This window comes from Mesorhizobium sp. WSM4849 (genome assembly GCF_055811385.1).
This window is the reverse complement of sequence record NZ_JBVVPW010000020.1, coordinates 111684-134955: the sequence shown is the minus strand read 5'-3', so window position 1 is coordinate 134955 and position 23272 is coordinate 111684. Positions and strand designations below refer to the sequence as shown.

Here is a 23272-nt window from a genome sequence, read left to right as displayed (position 1 = left end):
GCTCCATCTGCAACCTTGTGAGAACACGCTAGCCGGCGTTCGACCAACCGGCGGCGGCGGGCGGCCTGAAATGTGCAGATCGAGAGACAGTCGCCCATCACGTTTCCCTTCCACTCTGCCATTGTCTGGAACCCAATCGGTTTCAGATGACTTGTTCGTGGATAGCTCTTGAAGGGAGAGGCCATTGTCCGCACCTGAGGAAATGGATGTCGTCCTCGAAAAGCTGCCTTTGAGGATCGGCGCCTATATACCCGACGACTTGCTGGAGGACTGGTTCGCGCCGGGAACGGGCATGAACCCGGTCAGCAAGGAAGCGCTGGCAGCCGCCAAGACTTACGGATGGCGCTTCGAATGCGAGTTCAAGCACTACCCCGAACGGATGGAGGGCGTGTTCTGGAAGTGGGTGCCGGCGATCTGATCCGCGCAATTTGCATCGGCCCCTTGGCGCTTCAGGGATCGAGGTTGCCGCGCGATCGCTCCCCCTGATCGCCTAGCCGCCGCCTATCGGCGTCGTCACCTTTCCGGTTCCGCCGCATTCGGGGCAGGTGCGGCCGTCGATCATGCCTGTCCCGGCGCAGCGGTGGCACATATGCTCGCCGGCGCCAGGGATACCTGCCGCGTCGGGATTGGCTTCGCCAAATTGCTCGGGTTTGCCCTGCAGATTGCCTCGCAACCGTGCGGCGGTCTCGTCGACTTCAAGCGGCGTGCTGCCCGGCAGACCTTCGCCGGATTGACCTATGGTCTCGTTGCGCGGCCGGTCGTTGGTGCCTGTCGTTATCTTCTGAGCCATTGCAGTACTCTTTTGCGGTGGCGCAGCTCTCAGTTTCTGCGGTTCGAACGCCTCAGCTCCGCAGAGGTTCCGGTTGGCAAGCGTTCGCCGGCAGGCCCGGACGGACGTGGCAAACAGCCAAGCGCATCCAGGCTGAAACGGCACGCGATCGGGGAGTCGCCCAAGCAGGCCGGGAAATCCCATCAATGGCGCCGCGCCGCCTTTGCGTCAGCGCTACGGCAGCCGCTCCGAGCGCACTTTCACATCGTCGCTCAGCTGCCGCACGATCGCGGCGGTCTTGCGGATATCCGCTTCGTCGAGAGCGACGCCCATGGTCGAGGCGATCGCCATCAGCTGGGCGTTGAGCTCGCCGTAGCGCGCGGCGCCCTTGCGCGTCAGCTGCACAAGCTTCGAGCGCCGGTGTTTTGGATTGTCGATGAATTCGACCAGCCCCTCGGCGGCAAGCTCATCCGCCAGCCGCTGCATGCGCTGACGGCTGGTGGGCCGCATCTGGGCGATCTGCGGCACGGTGAGCGGGCCAAGCAGCGCCAGGCTTCGCATGAAGCCGAACGCACCGCCGCCCCAACTGGTGATGAGCCCGGTCTTCTGGCCGAGAGCCCGTATCCTGAAGAAGCACTGGGCCACTTCGAGCATCAGCTCGGCGATCGCCTCGGCCTTGCCGTCGACGATGGGGTCCGCCCTTGGGCCCGCCCCGGTCCCGTATCGTGCCGACGCCATCGCTTCCGTTCCCTCTATCCAGGCCAATTCTGTCTGTGCCAACTTCTGCGATTGACACCGCTGTTGTCAACTTCTAGAATGACACCTTGATTGTCATCTCGAGGGGCTATGGGCTTCATAGCCCTCCAGCATCTGCGGGAGCAGACATGGAAATGGCTGGGCAAACCGACACCGAAACCGCAGGCGTTATCGCGAGACCGCCCCTGCTCTTTCTCGCCGCTTTTCTGATTGGCTTCGTGCTGGATCGACTGCTGCGTTTGCCGTTCCCGATTCCGGGGCTGGTCACCTGGATCATCGGCGGCGCACTGATCCTGATCGGTTTTGCGCTTTTCGCCGCGGGCATTCGCAACTTCATGCGCGCGGAGACGCCGGTGCCGACGAATGAGCCGACGCGCGTGCTGGTGACGACCGGCATCCACGGCTGGACGCGCAATCCGATCTACCTCGGCATGTTCCTCATCTATGGCGGCATCGGCGTGGCCGCGCAGAATATCTGGATCCTTGTCCTGACGCTGCCGCTTGCAATCCTGATCCGCTACGGCGTCGTCGCCCGCGAGGAGGCCTACCTCGAGCGGCGTTTCGGTGATGCGTATCGCGACTACAGGCAAAGCGTGAGGCGGTGGCTCTGAGCCTCGCAAGAATGCCGATCGCGTGCTCTGATCCCAAAGTCTCGCAGAGCTGGTACTATTTTGTCGGCTGACGACGATCCAGAACCAACGCTTAGGGATACCCATGAAACTCGGCTTCATCGGCACAGGCGCGCTCACAGCCGCCATTGTCACCGGACTTAAATCCGCCGCGGACAATTCCGTATCGGTTGTCCTGTCGCCCCGTAATGAAGAAATCGCTGCCGGCCTGGCGCTTCGCTACCCGGATGTACGCGTTGCACCGGACAATCAGGCCGTCCTCGACAGTTGCGATACGATCATGCTGGCGGTTCGGCCGCAGATTGCGCATGAGGTGCTTGCAGGATTGCAGTTTCGCCGGGACCATCACGTCGTCAGCTTGATCGCCACCCTGTCGCGCGAAGAAATAGCCGCCTTGATCGCTCCCGTGGAGCATGTGACGAAAGCACTTCCGATGCCGATGATCGCTCACAGGCAGGGAGCGACAATCATCTGTCCGCCCGATCGGCGCATGGCGGCGTTGTTCGGCAGGCTGGGGAAGGTGATCGAGGTCGACGATCCGAGCGAGTTCGACGCGCTGAGCGTCGTTACCGCGACATTCGCCAGCTATTTCAAATATCTCGATACCATCCATGGCTGGCTGAAACAGCATGGCGTCGCGGACGCGCGGGCGCACGACTATATCGCCACCATTTTCAAAGCGCTGGCCAACGCACCGGAAACAACGCCGGATACCGGCTTCATGGATCTGGCGGAAGACTATGCAACACGCGGCGGGCTCAACGAACAGGTTTTGCGCGAGCTCACGGCCCGGAAAGTCTTCGAAGCCTTCGCGGAAAGCCTGGATGGCGTGCATCGGCGCATCGCGGCAGGGGCAGCGCCGCGCACCGGCCCTGCATCGTGACGATGACAGTTGGTCCTGCCGTAATCCTTCACACCAACGCGCCGGCGGTGGCGATGAAGCTGTTGCGGGACAAGCATCCGGGGCTGTCGGTCTATCCTTGTGACAGCTACGCCGGTCTGGCCGCCCTGATAGAAGAGACAAAGGCCGAGATCGTCTACTCCGTGCGCTTCGACGGTACCGCGCGCTTTCCGCGCTCCGCTCTCCTGGAAAGCCCGACGGTGAAATGGGTGTCGGTCGGCGGGTCGGGGACGGATCATCTGGGTCCCTGGAACCCCGAAAAGGTGACGGTGACGAATGCCGCCGGGGTCGCGGCCGACATGATGGCCGAATATGCGCTGGGGGCGATGCTGTCCTTCTCGCTGGGTCTTCGAAATTTCGCCAGGCATCAGCGCGCGCGGACATGCGTCACTGGCACAGTAGAGCCGATCCAGGGCAAGACCTTGCTGCTGCTCGGCCTCGGCAGGACCGGGCAAGCATTGGCTTGGCGCGCGCAAGCCTTGGGGCTTACGACGCTCGGCGTGCGTGCGCATCCCAGGCCAACCGCCGATGTCGACGAGGTTCACGGCATCGAGGCCTTGCCGGGCCTTTGCGGCCGGGCCGACTTCATCGCCTGTTGCGTGCCGTTGCTGGAGGCGACGCGCGGGCTGATCGGCGCTGCGGCGTTTGCCGCGATGAAGCCGTCGGCGGTGCTCATCGACGTTTCGCGTGGCGGCGTCGTCGACGAGGCAGCACTGCTGGCGGCGCTCGACGGCGGCCGCATCAAAGGCGCCGCGCTCGATGTGTTTTCGACCGAGCCGCTGCCGGCGGATCACCCACTTTGGGGCTATGAGAACGTGATCGTCACGCCGCATTGCTCGTCGGTCTATGAAGGCTGGGAGGAGAAAGCGCTCGATATGTTCGCAGACAATCTCGGCCGCTATCGGCGCGGCGAAAAGCTGCTCGGCGTTGTCGATCCGAGACGCGGTTACTAGTTCCTCTGCAGAGAGGATTTGGTTCTTTGACTGAGCCTGAAGGAGGCTGTGATGGTTGCCGCCGACCGATCTCCTCCTGCCAATCTCGAGGGTTTGCGATTAGCCATAAGCCACCACACCTTCGTCATCCCAGGGCGGAGCAAGGAGCGAAGCGACGCGGCGCACCCTGGGATCCATGCCGTTACCTCAGCCGAAGAATGCAACGACCCAGAATGGCGCTTGTATCCGCAACGGAGGCGGCTACCCTTCCACCATGACCGGCTATGCCTATATGACCGCGAGCCAGAAGCGCGGCACGATCTACATCGGTGTCACCAACGATCTCGGCCGCCGCATGCCGGAGCACAAATCTGGCGAAGGCTCGCGCTTCACCAGCCGCTACGGTGTGCAGCGTCTGGTCTGGTACGAGGAGCACTTCGATATTCGCGGCGCCATCCAGCGCGAGAAGTCGCTGAAGCGTTGGCCGCGCAGTGGAAGATCGAGCTGATCGAGAAGACCAATCCGCAGTGGTTCGAGCTTTTTCGCGGAACGGGGTGGTAGCGTTCGGTTCTGGTCCGCTGCATTCTTCGGCTTGGGTAACGGCATGGATCCTAGGGTCTGCGCCGCGTCGCTTCGCTCCTTGCTTCGCCCTAGGATGACGAAGTGGAGGGGTGTTTCGGCCAATCCTAGACGTTTGCGATTTGCCACTGAAATTGGCTGAGAGGAATTGTCGACGGTCGCTGCCGATCGGCCCAACCTTGTCAAAATCACTGTGCAGAGGAACTAGCGATGAAGTCTCCCAACGGCGCCTCGGAAGCCGATATCGCGATCATCGGCGGCGGCATTGCCGGAGCGAGTGCAGCCTACGAACTGGCGGCCATCTCGTCGGTCATCCTGCTCGAGCGCGAAAGCCATTGCGGTTACCATTCCACCGGCCGGTCGGCCGCGAGCTTTACCGAGAATTACGGCAATGCCGTCATCCGACGGCTGGCGATCGCCAGCCGGTCTTTTCTCGAAGCGCCGCCCGAGGGCTTTTGCGATCATCCCTTGATGCTTCCGCGTGGCATGCTGACCATCGCGCGCCAGGATCAGCTGGGCCGGCTTGAAGAGGAACTCGAAAGGGCCAGGCAATTCGTGCCGTCGATCCATCGGGTCAGCCCCGAACAGGCGTTGGAGCGCGTGCCGGTGCTGCGAGCCGATTATGTCGCCGGTGCGATCGTCGAACCGGGCTGTCGCGAGATCGACGTCAACGAGCTTCATCAGGGCTTCCTGCGCAATGCGCGCAAGCGTGGCGGCCGGATCGTCACCAATGCAGGCGTCGACGCGATCGAGCGGCACAAGGATCGCTGGATCCTGCAGACGAGCCAGGGACTGTTCGCCGCGCCGATCCTCGTCAATGCGGCCGGCGCCTGGGCGGACAGGATCGCCGCTTTGGCCAAAATTGCCCCGATCGGCCTCGTGCCGAAGCGACGCACTGCGTTCCATGTCGCAGCACCGGATGGCGTCTCCATTGCCGGCTGGCCGCTGGTCAACGATGTCGGCGAGGAATTCTACTTCAAGCCGGACGCCGGCCGGATTTTCGTCTCGCCGGCGGATGCCACCCCGAGCGAGCCGATGGACGCCTTTCCCGATGATTTCGATGTCGCCGTCGGCGTCGATCGCCTGCAGCGGGCGACGACGATCGACGTGCGCCGGATAGAACATCAATGGGCGGGACTGCGCAGTTTTGTGCGCGACGCCTCGCCGGTGGTCGGCTTCGACGCGAAGGCCGAGGGTTTTTTCTGGCTGGCCGGCCAGGGCGGCTACGGCATCAAGACATCGCCGGCGCTGGCCACGGCATGTCGCGACCTGATCGGCACCGGACGCTTGCCGGATGAACTGTTGCGCCAAGGCATCGAGCCGGGCGATCTTGCGCCTGGCCGGATCGGGGCGACATCCGCGCCGGAGGAAAAAGCATCGTGAGGAAGGGATGACAATCGAACGCTTCGAGAATGGCCCACGCTTCTGCCGCGTGCTCAGCCACAATGGAGTTGTCTATCTGGCCGGCATGACGGCAGACGATCTGCAGGGCGACACCACGCAGCAGACGCGCGACGTGCTCGCCAAGATCGATCTGGCGAAGGCCGGCAGCGACAAGACCAGGATCCTGAGCAACGGTATGGCTGCGCGACAATGAACGCCGCCTGGGACGCTTTTGTCGATCAAGGCGCCTCCGCGACGGCCGGCGCAGGTTACATGCGCGTGCGTTGTATACCTTGGCGATTGGCGGAAACGCCTATCGCTTCGTCATCCTGGGGCGGAGCAAGGAGCGAAGCGACGCGGCGCAGACCCCAGGATCCATGCCGTGACCTCAGAGCGCTGATGCGGTGCAGAATTCTGCTCCGCTGCACACTTCGGCTAAGGTTACGGCATGGATCCCAGGGTCTCCGCGACGTCGCTTCGCTCCTGCTTCGCCCAGGGATGACGAAGTTGAGGAAGGCTTCGGTCAATCGCGAATGTCTGTGACCAAAACGAATGATGAAGCTTGGCCGCTAAACTAGGCCCTCAGCCTGACCCCGTCAGGATCGAAGAACGGCATCGGCGCCATGCCGGTGCGGGGCGACGGTCGAGGCCCGGCTCGCCGGCGACGGCTATCGCGATTATGGTCACCGCTGCCGCCTGAACTGCTATCTATTGGGGAGACGACGCCATGGCTCGAGACCTGACCATCGCGGTCTGCCAGACCGGCCCGATACAGAAAAGCGCGCAACGGTCCGAAACAGTGGACCGGCTCGTCGCGCTTCTGGAAAGAGCGGCCGCCGCCGGTGCTGAAATCGCGGTGTTTCCCGAACTGGCGCTGACAACCTTCTTTCCGCGTTGGCGGATCGACGACCAGGCCGAGATCGAGGCGTTCTTCGAGCCTGATATGCCGGGCCCGCAGACGCAGCGCCTTTACGACGCCGCGGCGCGCTTAAAAATAGGCTTTGCGCTCGGATATGCCGAGCTGACGCGCGTCGACGGGGGCCGCTTCAACACGATGGATCTGGTCGGCCAGGACGGCAAGCTTGTCGGGCGCTATCGCAAAATCCATGTGCCGGGATCGAGTGAGCCGGAACCGGGCACGACCGTCCATCTCGAACGCCGCTATTCCGAGCCCGGCAATCTCGGCTTTCCGGTCTTCGTCTATCGCGGCGTGCGCGTCGGCATGGCCATCTGCAACGACCGGCGCTGGCCTGAGACCTACCGCATGCTCTGTCTCAACGGCGCTGAAATCGTCCTGATCGGCTACAACACGCCGCTGCTGCTCGATGAGGCGCCGGCGCTGGCGCATCTGCGCATGTTCCACAACCATCTGCCGATGCAGGCCGGCGCCTATCAGAACACGGTCTGGGTCGCGGCAGCGGCCAAGGCCGGCGTCGAGGACGGCCAGGCCTTGATCGGCGGCTCCTGCATCATCGCCCCAACCGGCGAAATCGCGGCGCAGGCGATGTCGCTCGACGACGAGGTGATCGTCCATCGCGCCGATCTCGACCTCATCGCCGTCTGCCGCAAGGTGAATTTCGATTTCGCCAAATATCGCCGGCCCGACCAATATCGGCTGATCGCGGATCAGGGTTGAGGTGACGGCCTCGCTGGTGTTAGAGCGCTTTGCGTTTTGGTGGAACCAAAACGGCGCCCTAAAGCGCGTCGCGTTCGACCGGCCTCATGCGACGCGCTTTAAGGTTGCTGTTTTATGCATGTCGTTATCGCAAAACCGCTGCACACTTTTGCGCGACATGCATTAACTCTTTGTTTTAACGCATTTTGTCGGACGCCAAACGAAGACGTTTGGCTGCAAAATGCTCTAGGAAACAGCAACGAGATGACCGTTGCCAAGATCCTTCAGGGCCAGTTTCGGCGGCTCCTCGCCGATTTTTCGGGTCAGGCTCGGGATCTCCTGATCGAGGCGCGCAAAACGCGGCCGGCGCTTTGCCGGATCGGGCACCGGCACGGCCTCGATCAAGCGCTTCGTGTAGGGGTGGCGCGGGTTCGAAAAGACCTGATCGCGGGTGCCCATTTCGACGATCTGGCCGAGATACATGACGGCGACACGATCGGAAATGTTCTCGACCACCGCCATGTCGTGCGAGATGAACAGATAGGCGATGCCGAATTCGCGCTGCAGTTCCTTCAAGAGGTCGAGCACGCGGGCCTGCACCGACACGTCGAGCGCCGAAACGCTCTCGTCGGCGATGATGAGTTTGGGTCTGAGCGCCAGAGCGCGGGCGATGCAGATGCGCTGGCGCTGGCCGCCCGAGAATTCGTGCGGATAGAGCTCCATCTGGTCGGCCGACAGGCCGACGCGTTCGAACAATGCCGCCACAAGCTGGCTGCGCTCTTCCTTGGAGGCGATGCCATGGATCAACAGCGGCTCGGCAACGAGGTCGCCGACGCGCATGCGCGGGTCGAGCGAGGCGTAGGGATCCTGGAAAATCATCTGCACGTCGCGGCGAACCGCCATGCGCTGGTCACGGCCAAGGCCCGCCAGATTGCGCCCGCCGATCACGATATCGCCGTGGTAGGGCACAAGCCCGGCCAGCGCCTTGGCGGTGGTCGACTTGCCGCAGCCGGATTCTCCGACCAGCGCCAGCGTCTCGTGCGGCGCGATCGAAAAGCTGATGCCTTCGACGGCGTGGACACGGCGGTTCACCTGGCCGAAGAAGCCACCGCGCAGGTCGAAATGGACATGCAGATCGTTGACCACCGCCACGCTTCCGGGCATTTCCGCTTCGACGGATTTTTGTTCGGCGGATTTTTGGCGGCCGACGCCGGTTCCGATGCGCGGCACGGCAGCGAGCAGCTCGCGCGTATAGTCGGCTTGCGGCCTGGCGAAAATATCGGCGGCTGTTCCCTGCTCGACCATGCGGCCGTGCCGCATGATGACGACGCGATCGGCCATTTCGGCAACCACGCCCATGTCGTGGGTGATGAGGATGATGCTGGTGCCGTGTTCGCGCTGCAGATCGCGCAACAGTTCCAGCACCTCGCCTTGAACGGTGACGTCGAGCGCCGTCGTCGGCTCGTCGGCGATCAGCACATCCGGTTTCAGCGCCAGCGCCATGGCGATCATCACGCGCTGGCGCATGCCGCCGGACAGTTCGTGCGGAAACTGTTTTAGCCGGCTTTCGGCTTCCGGAATGCGGACAGCCTTCAGCGCCTCGATGGCGCGCCGGCGCGCCTCGGCGCGGGACAGGCCGGTATGGGCCTCGATGGACTCGACCAGCTGCCGGCCGATCGACAGCACCGGATTGAGCGATGTCATCGGCTCCTGGAAGATCATCGCGATGCGGTCGCCGCGAATGCGGCGCATCCGACGCTCATCGAGGACTGCCAGATCGATGTCGCCCCGATCCATATCGCGAAGCCGGATCGTGCCGGATTCTATCCGGGCGGCTGGCCACGGCAGCAACTGCATGATCGCCAGCGCGGTCATCGATTTGCCGGAACCGGATTCACCGGCAATGCAAAGCGTCTCGCCGCTCGCAAGCGAGAACGATAGCTCTGATACCACCGGCCGCTCGCCATCTTCGCTACGCACGCTGACGGTCAGGCCGGAGATTTCCAGCACCGGTCCGGCCGTGACCGAAACGGCCGGGACAAAAAACCCGGTCCGCTTATTGCCTGCGCCTTTGCTCATTCGAAGACGCAGCGCGGGAAGTAGAACGATACCACCCAGTTCGGCATATCGACGATCTCGCTGATCCGGAGATCGCCGCAGACCGATACCAGCATGTAGGCCTCGACCGGGTCCATTGCATAGCGGCCGGCAAGCAGGTCGATCATCTGGGAGACCGCTTCCCTGGCGCCCGTCATCAGGTCCGGTCCGATGCCGGTCGTCACCTCATAGCCCTTGGCGTCGAGATGGCGCGTCACCGGGCCAGGCGTGGTGAAGCGCGGCGTCTTCAACCGCGCATTTTTAACCAGGTCGAGCTTGAGCACGACATCCATCGGGCTTTCGATCGCCGTGCCGCACACTTCGCCGTCGCCCTGCGCGGCATGCGTATCGCCGACCGAGAACAGCGCACCGGCCACCTCCACCGGCAGATAGAGCGTGGTGCCGGCCGCGAGATCGCGGATGTCGAGATTGCCGCCGACGCGCCTTGGCGGCACCACCGAGTGGAGGCCCATTTCGGCTGGCGCGTTGCCGATGGTGCCGGCAAACGGTTTCAGCGGCACGCGAGCTTGTCTGCCAAACAGCGCCGGCTCGAGCGAGGCGGCGTCGTATTTCCAGATGTTCAGCGCTGGTTCCGGGAAGTCGTCGGCGAGCAGGCCGAACCCCGGAATGTTCGCCGTCCAACCGAAGCCCGACGGCTTGAACGCCTCAACTGTGATCTTCAGCGCGTCGCCCGGCTCGGCACCTTCGACATAGATGGGCCCGGTGACGGGGTTCACCTTGGCGAAGTCGAGCAAAGCGACGTCGGCAACGGTGCTGTCGGCCTGAAGCTGGCCACCCGACGCATCGAGGCACTGGAACTCGATCGTCGAACCGGGCGCCACCCGTTCAGTCGGGACAAAGGAATTGTCCCAGCCGAAATGGTGATGGCGCCCGTGGATGGTGTAGTCGCAGTTATTGCACATCGGTCACATATACATTGTCGTAGTTGATCGGGATATGGACGGGGTCGACGTAGAGATTGTCGGCGCCGCCCATCCGGGCCGATTTCATGGTGAAGCGCTGCTCGTTGAAGACCGGCGCCCAGGGCGCGTCTTCCATGATCTTGCGGTAGATCGCGCTCCACATCTTGGCACGTTCGCCTGATTTGGCCGGATCGACAATCGAGTCTGCCTCCGCCGCCTTGGCGTCGAGATCCTTGTTGCAGTACCACGACCAGTTCCAGCCGCCCGGAACCGCGCCGGCGCAGCCGAGGATCGGCCCGTAAAAATTCGACGGATCGGGGAAATCGGCGATCCAGGCCATGCCGCCGGACCAGATCATCGGCGCGCCGGCCTTGTCGCCGCCGGCGGCGATGACATTGGCCTGCGCCAGCGACTGGACGCTGGCCTTGATGCCGACCGCCGCCAGATCCTGCTGGATCGCCTGCGCGATGCGCGGGTTGGGATCGGTGTTCATGGCGAACAGCTGCGTGTCGAAACCATCGGGATGACCGGCCTCGGCAAGCAAAGCCTTGGCCTTGGCCACGTCATAGGGATAACCCTTGAATTCCTTGTCGTAGCCGGGCATCGACGGCGGCAGCGGCTGGTTGGCCGGCACCGCACGGTTGTTGATCAGCTGGACGATACGGTCCTTGTTGATCGCCATGTTGACCGCTTGCCGCACCTTCACATTGTCGAAGGGCGCCATGGTGGTGTTCATGGTGATGTAGCCGGTGTGCAACTGGCCGCCCTCGACGACGCGGGCCTTCTGCTCGGGATCGGCCATCACCTCCTGGAACTTGGCCGGCGGAATGACGTCGCCGAGCACGTCGATCTCGCCCTTCTGCAGGCGCAGCAGCGCGACGATCGGCTCCTGGCCGATCTCGAAGGTAATCTTGTCGAGATGCGGCAGGCCCTTGTGCCAGTAATCCGGGTTGCGCTCGAAGACGACGCGCTGGCCGAGCGTCCATTCGGCGAACTTGAAAGCCCCGGTGCCGACCGGATGCTTGCCGAAGTCCGCGCCGTATTTCTCGACCTCCTCCTTCGGCACGACATGCGAGAAGTTGATGGCCATGACATGCAGGAAGGTGGCGTCGGGCCGGGTCAGTTCGAACTTGATCGTGTAGGGGTCGACGACGGTGACGCCCGCCAGGCTTTCGGCCTTGCCTGCAGCGACATCCTCATGGCCCTTGATCGAGCCAAAGAAGCCGGCGCCCGGGCTCTGCGTCTTCGGATTGGTGACGCGATCAAGCGAATATTTCACGTCGTCAGCAGTCATCTCGCGGCCATTGTGGAACTTCACCCCTTGGCGCAACTTGAAGGTGAAGGTCTTGCCGTCGGGCGCGATCTCGTAGCTCTCGGCGAGGTCGGGCCGCAGGTTGGTGGTGCCCGGCTCGTAATCCATCAGCCCGTCGAACAGGCTCTTGATCATAGACCAGTTCTGCCAGTCCTAGCCGATGGCCGGATCGAGCGTGGCGACGTCGTCCTTGTAGGTGATGGTGATCGCGCCGCCCTGCTTGGCGTTCGGATCGACGGCGTGTTCGGCGCGTACGCTTGTCATGCCGAGCATCAGCGCGAGCGCCGATGCCGCAACGGTGGAGGTCAAGATTTTTTTCATCTCATGTTCCCTTTCTCTGGTTTTATCGGTCTCTTTTTTGGTTTTCATCTGAGCTTGATGCGCGGGTCGATGAACGGTGCGACGGTGTCGGCCAGGAGATTGCCGAGCACGATGGCGAAGGCCGAAACCAGGGTGACGCCCATGATGATCGGAATGTCGACGCGCTGGATGGCCTGCCAGGCAAGCTGGCCGATGCCGGGCCAGCCGAACACGCTTTCGACCACCACGATGCCGCCCATGAAGATGCCAATGTCGATGCCGATCATGGCGATGACCGGCAGGATGGCGTTGGGCAGTGCGTGGCGGAAGATGATGGCGCCGCGCGCAAGGCCCTTGGCGCGCGCGGTCCGCATATAGTCCTGACGCAGCACGTCGATCATCGACGAGCGCATCATGCGGGCGTACCAGCCGGCGCCGAGGATCCCCATAGTCAGCGAGGGCAGCACCAAATGGCGCCAGGTGCCGTAGCCGCCGATCGGGAACCAGCCGAGCCGCACGGCGAATACATAGAGGAGCAGCAGGCCGACGACGAACTGCGGCGCCGAGACGCCGACAAAGGACGCGACCATCAGGGTCTGGTCGGTGGCGGTGCCGCGCCTGACGGCGGCAAGCAGGCCCATCGTCAGGCCGATCGCCAGCTCGCAAAGGATGGCGCCGACCATCAAAAGCAGGCTTGCCGGCAGCCGCGAGATGATGAGCTCCGTGACCTCGGAACGCTGGATGTAGGAGCGCCCGAGATCGCCGCTGAGCAGGCTGGTCAGATAATGCCAGTACTGGATGAAGAAGGGCTGATCGAGACCGAGTTGCCGGCGGATGCTCTCGACCGTCTCGGGTGTGGCGCTGCGGCCGGCGATCTGGCGGACGGGGTCGGCGGGCAGCAGGTAGAGCAGCGCAAAGGTGATCAGCGAGACGCCGAGCAGGATGAGCACGGACTGAATGACGCGGCGGCCGAGATAGGCGATCATGCCCGACCCCTTTGCGTCGGATCGAGGATGTCGCGCAGCGCATCGCCGATGAGGTTGAAGGCCAGCGCCAGCGCCAGGATCGCCGCGCCCGGAAAGAAGACCAGCCAGGGTGCTGCCTGGAAATAGGTCTGGTTCTCGAAAATGATGTTGCCCCAGGATGCGGTCGGCGGCTGTACGCCGATGCCGAGATAGCTGAGCGTTGCTTCGAGCAGCACGGTGGTCGAGATACCGAGCGTGCCCCAGACGATGATCGTCGGCAGCAGATGCGGCAGGATATGGCGAAACAGGATGCGTGGCGCGCTGGCACCGATCGTACGCTCGGCGTCGATGAATTCGCGCTCGGCGAGCGAGCTGGTCTCGGTGTAGACGACCCGCGCGGTCTGCACCCAGTTCACCAGTGCGATCACCATGGCAACGATCCACAGGCTCGGCTGGAGCACCGCCGCCAGGCAGATGGCGAGCAGCAGCGCCGGAAAGGCCATCATAAGATCGGTGAAGCGCATCAGCGCGCTGCCGATCCAGCCGCGGAAATAACCCGCGGTGACGCCGACCAGCGTGCCGATCAGAAGCGCCACGCCGTTGGCGACGATGCCGATGATCAGCGAGGTGCGCGCGCCGAAAAGGATGCGGGTCAGCAGATCGCGGCCGAGCAGATCCGTGCCCAGCCAGAAGCTGGCGTTCGGCGGCAAGGGCGCGCCTTCAAGCGTCAGCCCGTCGAACATCTGCTCGTTTGGATCGTAGCCCGTCAGCCACGGCGCCAGGATGGCGCCAACCACGACGACGGCAACGATCACCAGGCCGATCAATGCCAGAGGACGCTTGACCAGGCGCCGCCAGATGCCGGCGCGTGGCTTGATCGGCATGCGCCCGGTTGCCGGAAGATCAGGCGCGATGGGACTGGTCATCGCCGCCTTCTTCTTCCGTCATCGCCACGATCCTGCGCGCGGCCTCCTCGACGCTGATCTGCCAGCTCATCGCCAGCGACCGGAGCTGCGCATAGGCGCGGCCGTCCTCGGCGCCTTTCGACAAGGCCTCCACCGCGCGCACGATGGTCTGGCGCTCCGCGACGCGCAGGCGAAGCGACGATATCTCGCTTGCCAAAAGCTTGCGCGCCTCGAAACTCTGCCGCGCGATCAACAGGGCGCTGTAGACGCCGGCATTGCCGACCGGCTTCAGCAACTGGGCGTCGGCCTTGTGCGACAGCGCCCACTCGATGCGGCCCGGCGCTTCGGAGCCGATCAGCGCCACCAGCGGCATCGGCGCCTCACCCGGCGCCCATGGGAATTGTTCGTCGAAGCCGAGGTCGGCGTCGAAGAAGACGAAGTCCGCCACGAGCGCCTCGGCCGGCAGTTCCGGCCAGCAGCCGACCGTCTCGAGGCCGATGGCCGACAATTGCCGCGTTATCGCCTGCACCGTCGGATGCGGACGATGCAGGACAAAGGCCCTGGCGCCGCCGAGGTTCGGGATGCGCGGGACCTTGCTCACGAGACCACCCTCAGGCGTGGGCGGCCGAACGTCTCGGTCCGGTCATAACGGGACAGATAGGGATCGGGCGCGACACCCTTGGTCAGCGTGACGGTCCTGAACGCGGTCCCCTCGATGCGCCCGATCTGCACCGGCAACGTGGCGTGCTGGGTTTGCGGATCGATGGAGATGTCGCCGAGCGGGGTTCGAAACGAGGTTCCGGCAAAGGCCTGGGGAAGGTCCGGCCATTGTGCGCCGGGATTGCGGGCGAGAATTTCGGCAAGCGTCCGCACCGAGGCATAGGCCGCCGCCTCGAAGGACGAGGCAGGCATGATGGAGGGCACCGAATCGCCCTGGCGATCCGCTACCGAGATATCGTGAAAGTACGGCCCGACGGAAAGGTGGCCGTTGCCCGCCTCGTTGAGCGCCGGCAACTCGCATTCGGTGAGATTGCAGGACAGGATCGGGCAGCGCTCCGGCCTGAAATGCGGGTCGCGTTTGGCGAGCTCAGCATAGGCCGCGATGAAGGCATAGGACGAGGAGCCGATCAGGTTGTTCAGGACGAACTCCGGTCGGGTCGCCTGGATCTCGGCGATCAGCCTGGCGACATCGACCTCGCCGAGCGGCAGATAACGCTCGCCCAACACCTTGCCGCCGGCGTCGGCGATCAGGTCGCGGGCGACACGGTTGGTCTCCCAGCCCCAGATGTAGTTCGAGCCGAGCAGGAAACCGTTGGCGCCGAAGCGCGGCACGACATGGGCGAGCAGCGGGACGAGATGCTGGTTTGGGCAAGCGTGCATGTAGACGACATGCTCGTTCGCTTCGAAGCCCTCATAGGGGCAGGCGTACCAGAGCGTGCCGCCGGCGCGCTCGAGGATCGGGATGACCTCCTTGCGGCTCCATGACGTGATGCAGCCAATGATGTGGCGCGCGCCGCTGTTGCCGAGAATGTCGGCGCAGCCCGTCGCGTAGCCATCGATGTTGCCCTGCGGGTCGCGCTCCACCGGAACGAATTCGATCGGGATGGCGGGATCGGCGTTGACATCGGCGATGGCCGTCATCGCACCCGAACGGCAGGATTCGGACAGCAGGCGGTAGTTGCCCGACCGCGAGTAAAGGATGCCGATTTCGATACGCCGTCCCAAGCAAATCCCCAAAAATAACAATGCCCCGCAGCCGCCGCCGCGGAAGGCGAGGCATACGAGGCATTTTTGCCGCCCGGCGGTCGGAGCCGGTATTTTCCCCATTAGCGTATTCGGTACGGCGGGTCAGTCAAGCGGGAAAAGTGAGAGCGGCCAAAGCGACCGCGTTGCGTCTGGTTGCGCGAAGGGGTCCCGCAGAAAACTCGTCCTATCCGGAAATGGCGTGTCCCGACTGCACGACGCACCTGCCCTAACGAGCGGGTTTTGCCTTGAATATTACCTCGGCGGCTGGCTGGAGCCACAGCTAGATTACGCTTTCAGCCTCGCCCCGTCAGGATCGAAGAATGGCATCGCCGACACCACCGCGCGTGTCGGCATGCCATCGATGTCGATGCCGAGTTCCGTTCCGATCCGCGTGAATGGCAGCCGCAGATGCGCGGTTGCCAGCACCGTCCCCAGCGAATAGCCGTGGTCGCTGTAGGTGACGACGCCGGCATCCTCGCCGGCTTCACGGTGACATTGGTGACGCTGATCGGCGCCTCGGCGACGGCCGGCGCAGGTTACATGTGCGTGCGTTGTATACCTTGGCGATTGGCGGAAACGCCTATCGCTTCGTCATCCTGGGGCGGAGCAAGGAGCGAAGCGACGCGGCGCAGACCCCAGGATCCATGCCGTGACCTCAGAGCGCTGATGCGGTGCAGAATTCTGCTCCGCTGCACACTTCGGCTAAGGTTACGGCATGGATCCCAGGGTCTCCGCGACGTCGCTTCGCTCCTGCTTCGCCCAGGGATGACGAAGTTGAGGAAGGCCGCCGACCCGGCCCATCGTTGCGCCGAGCTCGACGATGCTGTTGTAGAAAGGCGATCGCCGTTCGGGCATGATATTTCTTCACCAATTTGTCGATGTCGGCGCTGCCCCTCATCCGCCTGCCGGCACCTTCTCCCCGTATAGGGACGGGGAGAAGGGGCTTATTCCTGCACTGCTGATTGGCGAAATCCTCCGGTGACGGCGTCCTTCTCCCCGTCACTATACGGGGAGAAGTGCCCGGCAGGGCGATGAGGGGCAGCACAAACCTGAGGCGATTGCCCTGGCGTTTGAACAAAGCCAAGGCGCTCTGCTCGGAGCGCCTCGCTACTCGCCGTAGACATCGAAGGCAAAATACCTGTCGTTGATTTCCTTGTATTTGCCGCTGGCGCGCAGCGCGTCGATCGCCGCATCGAGTTTTGCGGCCAGCTCGTTGTTGCCCGTCTGCAGCGCGATGCCGACGCCTGGGCCATGGATGGCCGGGTCGGGGGCCAGGGTGCCGAGCAATCTGCAGCAGGCGCCCTCGGGCCTGTTCAGCCATTCAGTCAGCAGGATAGAGCCGTCCATCACCGCGTCGAGGCGACCGTTGACCATGTCGGTGCGGGCATCGTCGCCGGTCGGATAGCGTTTGATGGTCGAGCCTGCATATTTCTGCTCGGCGAAATTCTGATGGATCGTCGCGCTCTGCACGCCAAGCGCCTTGCCTTTCAGGTCCTCGAAAGGCGGATAGGCGCCCTCGGTGCCGAGCCTGAGTTTCTTGTCCTGGGCCGAGGCAGCACCGGTGGCGACAGTTATGGCGACGGACGCGGCAAGCACGAAACGACCGAAAAGACGCATGATCCAGATCTCCGTTGACGGGAGAAGTCTACGGGGTTTGTGTGCGCGGCGGAGACGGAAACGACATGCCCTGCGGCGATCACGGCGCGGCCGGGCATTGCCTTCAGTTTCCGAGAGGCTTCAGATTGTTCTCGATGGTCTCGCTCGCCCAAGCGAGTTTTTCGCGATCGTCTGGGCGCAACGGAGCCTCGACCGCGACGGTGAACAAATGCAGGGCGAGGCTTTCGGACAAAAGCCATACGGTGACCTGCTCGCTGATGATCGTGCGTCCCTTGTCGAGTTTCTTGATGTTGCCGGTTATCAGGTCCGCACAGTGCAGCATGGCTTCGGGGAAAGCGCTTTCCCGCCAGGCGGCCAGTGCCGCTGTCACATCCATGCCAGCAATCACCATGCCCTCCAGCCAGGAAACTGCATTCCCTTCATCGGGGTGCTTGGTCAATGTTTTTCGCCACGCAGCCTGAAACAGGGCTTCGACGGCCTGCTGTTCTTCCAATGGCCAATCGCGCCAGGAGGTTCTTTCGAGCTTTGCGGCAATCACGTTGGCGTCGAACCCCATCGAAGGTTCGCCTTGGATGGCAAGTTCAAGCACCCTCGGCAGAAAGTGCCGGTAGTCATCGACGTCGCCGACTGTCCATATGGCCGATCTGGCATAGGTGCCGAGTTTTTCGCCGCTGAGTTGCCGTAGCTTAGCACTGGATACTGCCCGAAGGATTGCCTCCGCATCTTCGATCGGCGAGCTATGGAGAAGACGCGGCAACGGATAAGACGCGAATGCGTCGTAGACGCGCTCGACCGCGCCGGCCAGTTCAGACGCAGGCTCAGCCCGCAAGGGGTTTGGACTGGTCATCCAACACAACCCCGAACATGTCCTTTGCTTGCTCGGCCGTATAATACCCCAGCCTGACATCCCTCAGCACCAGTTGCGGGTCGCGCGCCAGGGGATCACCATAGCCGCCGCCGCCCGGCGTGCCGACGCGCACGCGGTCGCCGGCCTTCAGCGCGATGTCCTGCTCCTTGGAGAGGTGCGGCGGCACATGTTCCTTGCCGTCGCGGAACACGGTCACGGTGTTGACCGCGCCGTCCTTACCGCCGAGCGCGCCCTGCGGGCCGAAGCGGCCGTGATCCATGACGAAGGAGGCGCGGGCGTCGCCGCGCAGGATCTCGACCTCATAGGCGAGGCCAAAACCGCCGCGATGCTTGCCGGCGCCGCCCGAGCCTTCGCGCAGGGCATAGTGGCGATAGAGCACCGGAAACGCCTGCTCCATGATTTCGACCGGCGGCGATTTGGAAATGCCGATGGTCGAGCAGCCATTGGTCAGGCCGTCATGACCGGCATTGCCGCCATAGCCGCCACCGGAGATCTGGTACATGACGTAATCGCGGCGGCGGGCCGGATCGTTGCCGCCGAGCGCGAAATTGCCGCTGGAGCCGGCGGGAGCCGCCGTCACCTTGTCAGGCAGCGCCTGCACCATCGCCGCGAACACCGCTTCGGCGATGCGCTGCGAAACCTCGGCCGCACAGCCCGACACCGGGCGCGGATATTTGGCGTCGAGGAAGGTGCCTTCCGGCCGCTTGACGATCAGCGGCTCGAAGGCGCCGGCGCTGATCGGCACATCGGGGAAAATGTGGCGCATGGCGAGATAGACCGACGACAAGGTCGTCGCCAGAACGCTGTTCATCGGCCCGGCGCAGGGTTTTGACGAGCCTGAGAAATCGAAGCTGAGCGTGTCGCCCTGTTTCTCAACAGCAAGCTCGATGGTCAGCGGCTCGTTCACCACCCCGTCGGAATCGACGAAGGCTTTGGAGCGGTAAATGCCGTCGGGAATGGCTGATATGTTGGCGCGCATCTGCTCGGCGGCGCGGCGGCGCAGTTCGGCGATCGCCTCGACGACCGTTTCATTTCCGTAACGATCCAGGATTTCGTTGAGCCGGTCCTGGCCGATCAGCAGGGCGGCCGCCTGTGCGCGGATGTCGCCGATGCGCTGGTCGGCAACCCTGATGTTCGAGCAGATGATGGCGTAGATCTCCGGGTCGAGCACGCCCTTCTTGAACAGTTTCACCGGCGGCAGCCGCAGGCCCTCCTGCTCGACCGCCGTTGCCGAGGCGGAAAAACCGCCCGGCACCGAACCGCCAATGTCGGGCCAGTGGCCGGTGTTCGACAGCCAGCAGAAAATCCTGCCATCCCTGTAGACCGGCATGGCGAAGCGCACATCCATCAGATGGGTGCCGCCGAGATAGGGGTCGTTGACGATGTAGATATCGCCAGGCTCGGGCGGCAGGCAGCGCCCGTCGGCGATCATCTCGATCACCGTTTTGGTCGAATACTGCATGACGCCGACGAACACCGGCAGGCCCTGGCCGCCCTGCGCGATCAGCGAACCATCGACGGCCGAATAAATGCCGTCGGAGCGGTCATTGGCCTCGGCGATGACCGGCGAAAAGGCGGCCCGCGAGAACGTCAGGTCCATCTCGTCGCAGACCTGCTGCAGCGCCGCCTGGATGACCGAAAGCGTAATAGCGTCGAGCTTTTCCATCTCAGGCCTCACCGATGTCGATGATGATGTTGCCGTCGGCATCCGAGCGCGCCCGGTCGCCGGGCTCGAGCACGGTGGTGGCGTCCATCTGTTCAAGAATCGCCGGCCCCTCGATGACGGCGTCGAGCGGCAGCTTTTCCCTAATATAGACCGGCGTGTCGTGCCAGCGCCCGCCATACCAGACCGGCCGGATTTCGCGCCGCGCCTCGTCGAGCGTTTTGGCGCGCCCTGCCGGGTCGATCAGCCGGGACAGGTCGATCGCCGGCCGCACGCCGGTCACCGAGGTGTTGAGGTTGACCAGATTGGCGCGGATTTCCGGCAGCTCGACCTTGAAGCGGGCGAAATAGGCCTTTTCGAACAATTGCTGCAGCACCTCGCGCGTCACCGAAGACGACGGCAGCGGCACGTTGATGATATGGGTCTGGCCGACGAACTGCATGTCGGCGGAATGGGTAACGCGGATCGTCTCCGGCTTCACCGCTTCCTTGCCGATCAGCTCTTCGCCTTCATTTCGGTGCCGTTCCAATACGCCGTGAAGCTTGGCTTCATCGAGCCCGGCTACCGGCTGGTTGACGGTGTTGACGAAATCGTGCCTGAGGTCGGCGCAGACGCAGCCGAGCGCATTGGTGATGCCCGGCCGCGCCGGCACCAGCACTTTGGGCAGGCCGAGTTCGCGCGCCAATGCTGTCGCATGCAGCGGCCCGGCGCCGCCGAAGGCGAACAGCGCGAAATCGCGCGGGTCGTGGCCGCGCGACACCGAGACCATGCGGATGGCGCCGGCCATCTTGATGTTGCCGAGCCGCAGCACAGCGCCCGCTGCGTCGACGCCGGATAGGCCGGTGGGGCGGCCGATCCTGTCCTCGAATATCCCGGTGACATGCTCGACGGTGACCGGATTTTCGACTGCGAGCAGCTTCTTCGGCGCCAGCCGGCCGAGCACCAGATTGGCATCGGTGATGGTCGGCTCGCTGCCGCCGCGTCCATAGCAGATCGGGCCGGGATTGGCGCCGGCGCTTTCCGGGCCGATCTGGATCAGGCCTGCCGCATCGACGCGGGCGATCGAGCCGCCGCCGGCGCCGACGGTGTGCACCGCCACCATCGGCACATGGATCGGCATCGCATATTCGATCTCGATCTCGTTCGACACCGCCGGCTCGGCATTGCGGATCAGCGCCACGTCGGTCGAGGTGCCGCCCATGTCGTAGGTGACCAGGTTCTCGAAGCCGGCGCGTTTGCCGGTATAGGCGGCGGCGATGACGCCGGAGGCCGGGCCGGACATGACGGTCTTGGCTGACTCGCTTGTGACAAAGCGGGCCGAGATCATGCCGCCATTGCCGTTCATTATCAGGAAGTCGCGGGCGTAGCCTTGCGATGCCAATTCCTTGCGCAGCCGCTCGACATAGCGTTCGAGGATCGGCTGCACCGAGGCATTGACCGAAGCGGTGACGCCGCGCTCGAATTCGCGCGCTTCCGACAACAGCGCATGGCCTGTCGTGATGTAGCCGTTCGGCCAAAGCTCGGCGGCGATCTCGGCGGCGCGCCGTTCATGCGCCGGATTGGCGTAGGAATGCAGGAAATGGATGACGAGGGATTCGCAGCCGGCTTCGATCAATTCTGAAACCGCCACGCGCATCCCCGCCTCGTCGAGCGGAATCCGCACCGCGCCCGAGGCTTCAACCCGCTCCGACACTTCGAGCCGCAGGTTGCGCGGAATGATCGGGACGAAGCTGCCCGTCATGCCATAGGCCTGCGGCCGCGTTCGCCGGCCTAGCTCGATGACGTCGCGAAAGCCGCGCGTGGTGATCATGCCGGTCTTGGCCAGCCGGCGTTCGAGCACCGCGTTGGTGGTGGTGGTCGTGCCGTGCACGATGAGGTCGATGCCGCGGATGGGGAAGCCGGTGGCACCGAGCGCCGAAACGACGCCGAAGGCCTGGTTGTCGATGGTGGTCGGGGTCTTGGCGATATGCACCCGGCCACCGTCGCGGCCGTCGATCAGAAGCAGGTCGGTAAAGGTACCGCCGACATCGATGCCGGCGACGACGCTGCCCGAGGAATCCAGCGTCTGCGCCGAAAAATTCTCTTCCATTGTCGAAACCCGAAATGTCAGGACTACAGATATGTCTCAGTTTGGAAAGGTGTTTCACGCTGGCGTCTTGACGCAAATATCATTTGTATACTAATAAATTCCGGACACAAGAGCTTACCGCTTGGCAGTGTGCAAACGGCACGCCGGAACCTGATCGGTTCGGGCGCGCAGGAGAAGGTTTGGCGTCAGCACCCTCGGGTTGACCAGAAGGTTAGGTTTGATGAACACCACCGCGCTCAACATCGCCGGCGCCCGGCCGCTGCAGTTCCCGATTCCGGCCAATGTCTATGCCGAAACCGTCGTCTCGGTGAAGCACTATACCGACCGGCTGTTTTCGTTTCGCATCACCCGGCCGCAGTCGCTGCGTTTCCGCTCCGGCGAGTTCGTCATGATCGGCCTGCCCAACGCCGAGAAGCCGGTGTTCCGCGCCTATTCGATCGCCAGCCCTGCCTGGGACGACGAACTGGAATTCTTCTCGATCAAGGTGCCGGACGGCCCGCTGACCTCGCAGCTGCAGAAAATCGAGATCGGCGACACCGTCATCATGCGGCAGAAGTCGACCGGCACGCTGGTTGTCGACGCGCTGACCCCGGCCAAGCGCCTGTTCATGATCTCGACCGGCACCGGCATCGCGCCCTTCGCCAGCCTGTTGCGCGATCCCGATACCTATGAGAAATTCGAGCAGGTCGTCCTGACCCACACCTGCCGCGACAATGCCGAACTCACCTACGGCCAGGAACTGGTTGCAGAGCTGGAGAACGATCCGCTGATCGGTGAGCTGACCGGTGGCCGCGTCACCCTCTACAATTCGACGACACGCGAAAGCTCCGAGCGCATGGGCCGCATCACCGCGCTGATCGGCTCGGGAAAATTCTATACCGATCTCGGCATCGACAAACTCGATCCGGAAACCGACCGCATCATGATCTGCGGCTCGATGCACATGCTTAGGGATGTCAAGGAACTGGCCGAAAGCCTCGGCTTCCAGGAAGGCTCGCTGCATCATCCGGCAAGCTTCGTCGTCGAGCGCGCTTTCGTCGGCTAGAGCCTCGACACAGTGATTTTGACAGATCGGCGATCGGCAGCGAACGTCGATAATCCCGTCAGTGGCAAATCGCAAACCTTAGGTTAGCCGAAACACCTCTCCACTTCGTCATCCCAGGGCGGAGCAAGGAGCGAAGCGACGCGGCGCAGACCCTGGGATCCATGCCGTGACATCAGCC

Annotated in this window: 21 protein-coding genes and 3 pseudogenes; 9 read left to right on the top strand and 15 right to left on the bottom strand. The window is 63.5% G+C overall.

Going from position 1 to position 23272, the window contains the following annotated elements:
* Window positions 1-184 precede the first annotated feature (184 nt).
* A complete protein-coding gene (locus AC0L3L_RS22630) occupies window positions 185-418 on the top strand; it encodes a hypothetical protein (protein WP_473638920.1) in 234 nt (77 codons plus the stop codon).
* A 72-nt stretch (window positions 419-490) separates the two neighbouring features.
* Here AC0L3L_RS22630 and AC0L3L_RS22625 read toward each other — a convergent pair whose 3' ends face one another.
* Both AC0L3L_RS22625 and AC0L3L_RS22620 read right to left on the bottom strand, forming a co-directional pair.
* Window positions 491-790, bottom strand: coding sequence for a hypothetical protein (locus AC0L3L_RS22625; RefSeq protein WP_473639157.1), 300 nt, complete (start codon window positions 788-790; stop codon window positions 491-493).
* Window positions 791-1003: 213 nt separating this feature from the next.
* Window positions 1004-1507 carry a MarR family winged helix-turn-helix transcriptional regulator gene (locus AC0L3L_RS22620; RefSeq protein WP_473639156.1) on the bottom strand — a complete coding sequence of 168 codons (504 nt, stop codon included), beginning with the start codon at window positions 1505-1507 and terminating at the stop codon, window positions 1004-1006.
* A gap of 152 nt (window positions 1508-1659) precedes the next feature.
* Between AC0L3L_RS22620 and AC0L3L_RS22615 the strand changes: the two genes are divergently transcribed.
* The 7 genes and pseudogenes from AC0L3L_RS22615 to AC0L3L_RS22585 all read left to right on the top strand — a co-directional run bounded on the left by AC0L3L_RS22615 (window position 1660) and on the right by AC0L3L_RS22585 (window position 7585).
* Entirely contained in the window at window positions 1660-2136 is a 477-nt protein-coding gene (locus tag AC0L3L_RS22615; protein WP_473639155.1) for a methyltransferase family protein, read from the top strand.
* A gap of 103 nt (window positions 2137-2239) precedes the next feature.
* Entirely contained in the window at window positions 2240-3037 is a 798-nt protein-coding gene (locus AC0L3L_RS22610) for a pyrroline-5-carboxylate reductase (protein ID WP_473639154.1), read from the top strand.
* A 2-nt stretch (window positions 3038-3039) separates the two neighbouring features.
* The gene (locus AC0L3L_RS22605) at window positions 3040-4008 is read left to right on the top strand and encodes a D-2-hydroxyacid dehydrogenase (RefSeq protein ID WP_473639153.1); all 969 of its coding nucleotides are present in this window, start codon (window positions 3040-3042) and stop codon (window positions 4006-4008) included.
* 253 nt (window positions 4009-4261) lie between these two features.
* Window positions 4262-4548, top strand: a pseudogene (locus AC0L3L_RS22600) (GIY-YIG nuclease family protein).
* Window positions 4549-4776: 228 nt separating this feature from the next.
* Window positions 4777-5949, top strand: a complete 1173-nt coding sequence (locus AC0L3L_RS22595) for an NAD(P)/FAD-dependent oxidoreductase (protein ID WP_473639152.1) — start codon at window positions 4777-4779, stop codon at window positions 5947-5949.
* Between the two features lie 7 nt (window positions 5950-5956).
* The gene (locus AC0L3L_RS22590) at window positions 5957-6163 is read left to right on the top strand and encodes a RidA family protein (protein WP_473639151.1); all 207 of its coding nucleotides are present in this window, start codon (window positions 5957-5959) and stop codon (window positions 6161-6163) included.
* Window positions 6164-6676: 513 nt separating this feature from the next.
* Window positions 6677-7585 (top strand): nitrilase-related carbon-nitrogen hydrolase, encoded by a 909-nt coding sequence (locus tag AC0L3L_RS22585; RefSeq protein ID WP_473639150.1) that lies wholly within the window; start codon window positions 6677-6679, stop codon window positions 7583-7585.
* A gap of 225 nt (window positions 7586-7810) precedes the next feature.
* Here the strand turns inward: AC0L3L_RS22585 and AC0L3L_RS22580 are convergent, their stop codons facing one another.
* From AC0L3L_RS22580 to AC0L3L_RS22520, 13 genes and pseudogenes are all read right to left on the bottom strand, one after another.
* Entirely contained in the window at window positions 7811-9643 is a 1833-nt protein-coding gene (locus AC0L3L_RS22580; RefSeq protein ID WP_473639149.1) for an ABC transporter ATP-binding protein, read from the bottom strand.
* The gene (locus tag AC0L3L_RS22575) at window positions 9640-10584 is read right to left on the bottom strand and encodes an acetamidase/formamidase family protein (RefSeq protein ID WP_473639148.1); all 945 of its coding nucleotides are present in this window, start codon (window positions 10582-10584) and stop codon (window positions 9640-9642) included. The genes AC0L3L_RS22580 and AC0L3L_RS22575 overlap by 4 nt, the downstream gene beginning before the upstream one ends.
* A pseudogene (locus tag AC0L3L_RS22570) lies at window positions 10574-12217 on the bottom strand (ABC transporter substrate-binding protein). The gene AC0L3L_RS22575 and the pseudogene AC0L3L_RS22570 overlap by 11 nt, the downstream one beginning before the upstream one ends.
* A 44-nt stretch (window positions 12218-12261) precedes the next feature.
* Complete coding sequence (locus AC0L3L_RS22565; protein ID WP_473639147.1) at window positions 12262-13182, bottom strand: ABC transporter permease; 921 nt, start codon at window positions 13180-13182, stop codon at window positions 12262-12264.
* Window positions 13179-14045, bottom strand: coding sequence for an ABC transporter permease (locus tag AC0L3L_RS22560; protein WP_473639163.1), 867 nt, complete (start codon window positions 14043-14045; stop codon window positions 13179-13181). The genes AC0L3L_RS22565 and AC0L3L_RS22560 overlap by 4 nt, the downstream gene beginning before the upstream one ends.
* Before the next feature lie 19 nt (window positions 14046-14064).
* Entirely contained in the window at window positions 14065-14667 is a 603-nt protein-coding gene (locus AC0L3L_RS22555) for an ANTAR domain-containing response regulator (RefSeq protein ID WP_473514430.1), read from the bottom strand.
* Window positions 14664-15791, bottom strand: a complete 1128-nt coding sequence (locus tag AC0L3L_RS22550; protein WP_473639146.1) for a transporter substrate-binding protein — start codon at window positions 15789-15791, stop codon at window positions 14664-14666. Before AC0L3L_RS22550 ends, AC0L3L_RS22555 begins: the two co-directional genes overlap by 4 nt.
* Before the next feature lie 306 nt (window positions 15792-16097).
* A pseudogene (locus tag AC0L3L_RS22545) lies at window positions 16098-16286 on the bottom strand (glycine cleavage T C-terminal barrel domain-containing protein); the annotation flags it as partial.
* 234 nt (window positions 16287-16520) lie between these two features.
* Window positions 16521-16667 carry a hypothetical protein gene (locus AC0L3L_RS22540; protein WP_473639145.1) on the bottom strand — a complete coding sequence of 49 codons (147 nt, stop codon included), beginning with the start codon at window positions 16665-16667 and terminating at the stop codon, window positions 16521-16523.
* Between the two features lie 252 nt (window positions 16668-16919).
* Entirely contained in the window at window positions 16920-17429 is a 510-nt protein-coding gene (locus AC0L3L_RS22535) for a type 2 periplasmic-binding domain-containing protein (protein WP_473639144.1), read from the bottom strand.
* Between the two features lie 103 nt (window positions 17430-17532).
* Complete coding sequence (locus AC0L3L_RS22530) at window positions 17533-18276, bottom strand: hypothetical protein (protein ID WP_473639143.1); 744 nt, start codon at window positions 18274-18276, stop codon at window positions 17533-17535.
* Window positions 18248-19963 carry a hydantoinase B/oxoprolinase family protein gene (locus AC0L3L_RS22525; protein ID WP_473639142.1) on the bottom strand — a complete coding sequence of 572 codons (1716 nt, stop codon included), beginning with the start codon at window positions 19961-19963 and terminating at the stop codon, window positions 18248-18250. The genes AC0L3L_RS22530 and AC0L3L_RS22525 overlap by 29 nt, the downstream gene beginning before the upstream one ends.
* A 1-nt stretch (window position 19964) precedes the next feature.
* The gene (locus AC0L3L_RS22520) at window positions 19965-22049 is read right to left on the bottom strand and encodes a hydantoinase/oxoprolinase family protein (RefSeq protein ID WP_473639141.1); all 2085 of its coding nucleotides are present in this window, start codon (window positions 22047-22049) and stop codon (window positions 19965-19967) included.
* Between the two features lie 220 nt (window positions 22050-22269).
* On the opposite strand from AC0L3L_RS22520, the gene AC0L3L_RS22515 reads away from it, so the two are divergent.
* Complete coding sequence (locus AC0L3L_RS22515) at window positions 22270-23094, top strand: ferredoxin--NADP reductase (RefSeq protein ID WP_473639140.1); 825 nt, start codon at window positions 22270-22272, stop codon at window positions 23092-23094.
* Window positions 23095-23272 lie beyond the last annotated feature (178 nt).

Coding starts and splice junctions, on each gene's coding strand:
- AC0L3L_RS22625 (WP_473639157.1), bottom strand. CDS start 790: ATGGCTCAGAAGATAACGACAGGCACCAACGACCGGCCGCGCAACGAG.
- AC0L3L_RS22620 (WP_473639156.1), bottom strand. CDS start 1,507: ATGGCGTCGGCACGATACGGGACCGGGGCGGGCCCAAGGGCGGACCCC.
- AC0L3L_RS22615 (WP_473639155.1), top strand. CDS start 1,660: ATGGCTGGGCAAACCGACACCGAAACCGCAGGCGTTATCGCGAGACCG.
- AC0L3L_RS22610 (WP_473639154.1), top strand. CDS start 2,240: ATGAAACTCGGCTTCATCGGCACAGGCGCGCTCACAGCCGCCATTGTC.
- AC0L3L_RS22605 (WP_473639153.1), top strand. CDS start 3,040: ATGACAGTTGGTCCTGCCGTAATCCTTCACACCAACGCGCCGGCGGTG.
- AC0L3L_RS22595 (WP_473639152.1), top strand. CDS start 4,777: ATGAAGTCTCCCAACGGCGCCTCGGAAGCCGATATCGCGATCATCGGC.
- AC0L3L_RS22590 (WP_473639151.1), top strand. CDS start 5,957: ATGACAATCGAACGCTTCGAGAATGGCCCACGCTTCTGCCGCGTGCTC.
- AC0L3L_RS22585 (WP_473639150.1), top strand. CDS start 6,677: ATGGCTCGAGACCTGACCATCGCGGTCTGCCAGACCGGCCCGATACAG.
- AC0L3L_RS22580 (WP_473639149.1), bottom strand. CDS start 9,643: ATGAGCAAAGGCGCAGGCAATAAGCGGACCGGGTTTTTTGTCCCGGCC.
- AC0L3L_RS22575 (WP_473639148.1), bottom strand. CDS start 10,584: ATGTGCAATAACTGCGACTACACCATCCACGGGCGCCATCACCATTTC.
- AC0L3L_RS22565 (WP_473639147.1), bottom strand. CDS start 13,182: ATGATCGCCTATCTCGGCCGCCGCGTCATTCAGTCCGTGCTCATCCTG.
- AC0L3L_RS22560 (WP_473639163.1), bottom strand. CDS start 14,045: ATGCCGATCAAGCCACGCGCCGGCATCTGGCGGCGCCTGGTCAAGCGT.
- AC0L3L_RS22540 (WP_473639145.1), bottom strand. CDS start 16,667: ATGCCCGAACGGCGATCGCCTTTCTACAACAGCATCGTCGAGCTCGGC.
- AC0L3L_RS22535 (WP_473639144.1), bottom strand. CDS start 17,429: ATGCGTCTTTTCGGTCGTTTCGTGCTTGCCGCGTCCGTCGCCATAACT.
- AC0L3L_RS22530 (WP_473639143.1), bottom strand. CDS start 18,276: ATGACCAGTCCAAACCCCTTGCGGGCTGAGCCTGCGTCTGAACTGGCC.
- AC0L3L_RS22525 (WP_473639142.1), bottom strand. CDS start 19,963: ATGGAAAAGCTCGACGCTATTACGCTTTCGGTCATCCAGGCGGCGCTG.
- AC0L3L_RS22520 (WP_473639141.1), bottom strand. CDS start 22,049: ATGGAAGAGAATTTTTCGGCGCAGACGCTGGATTCCTCGGGCAGCGTC.
- AC0L3L_RS22515 (WP_473639140.1), top strand. CDS start 22,270: ATGAACACCACCGCGCTCAACATCGCCGGCGCCCGGCCGCTGCAGTTC.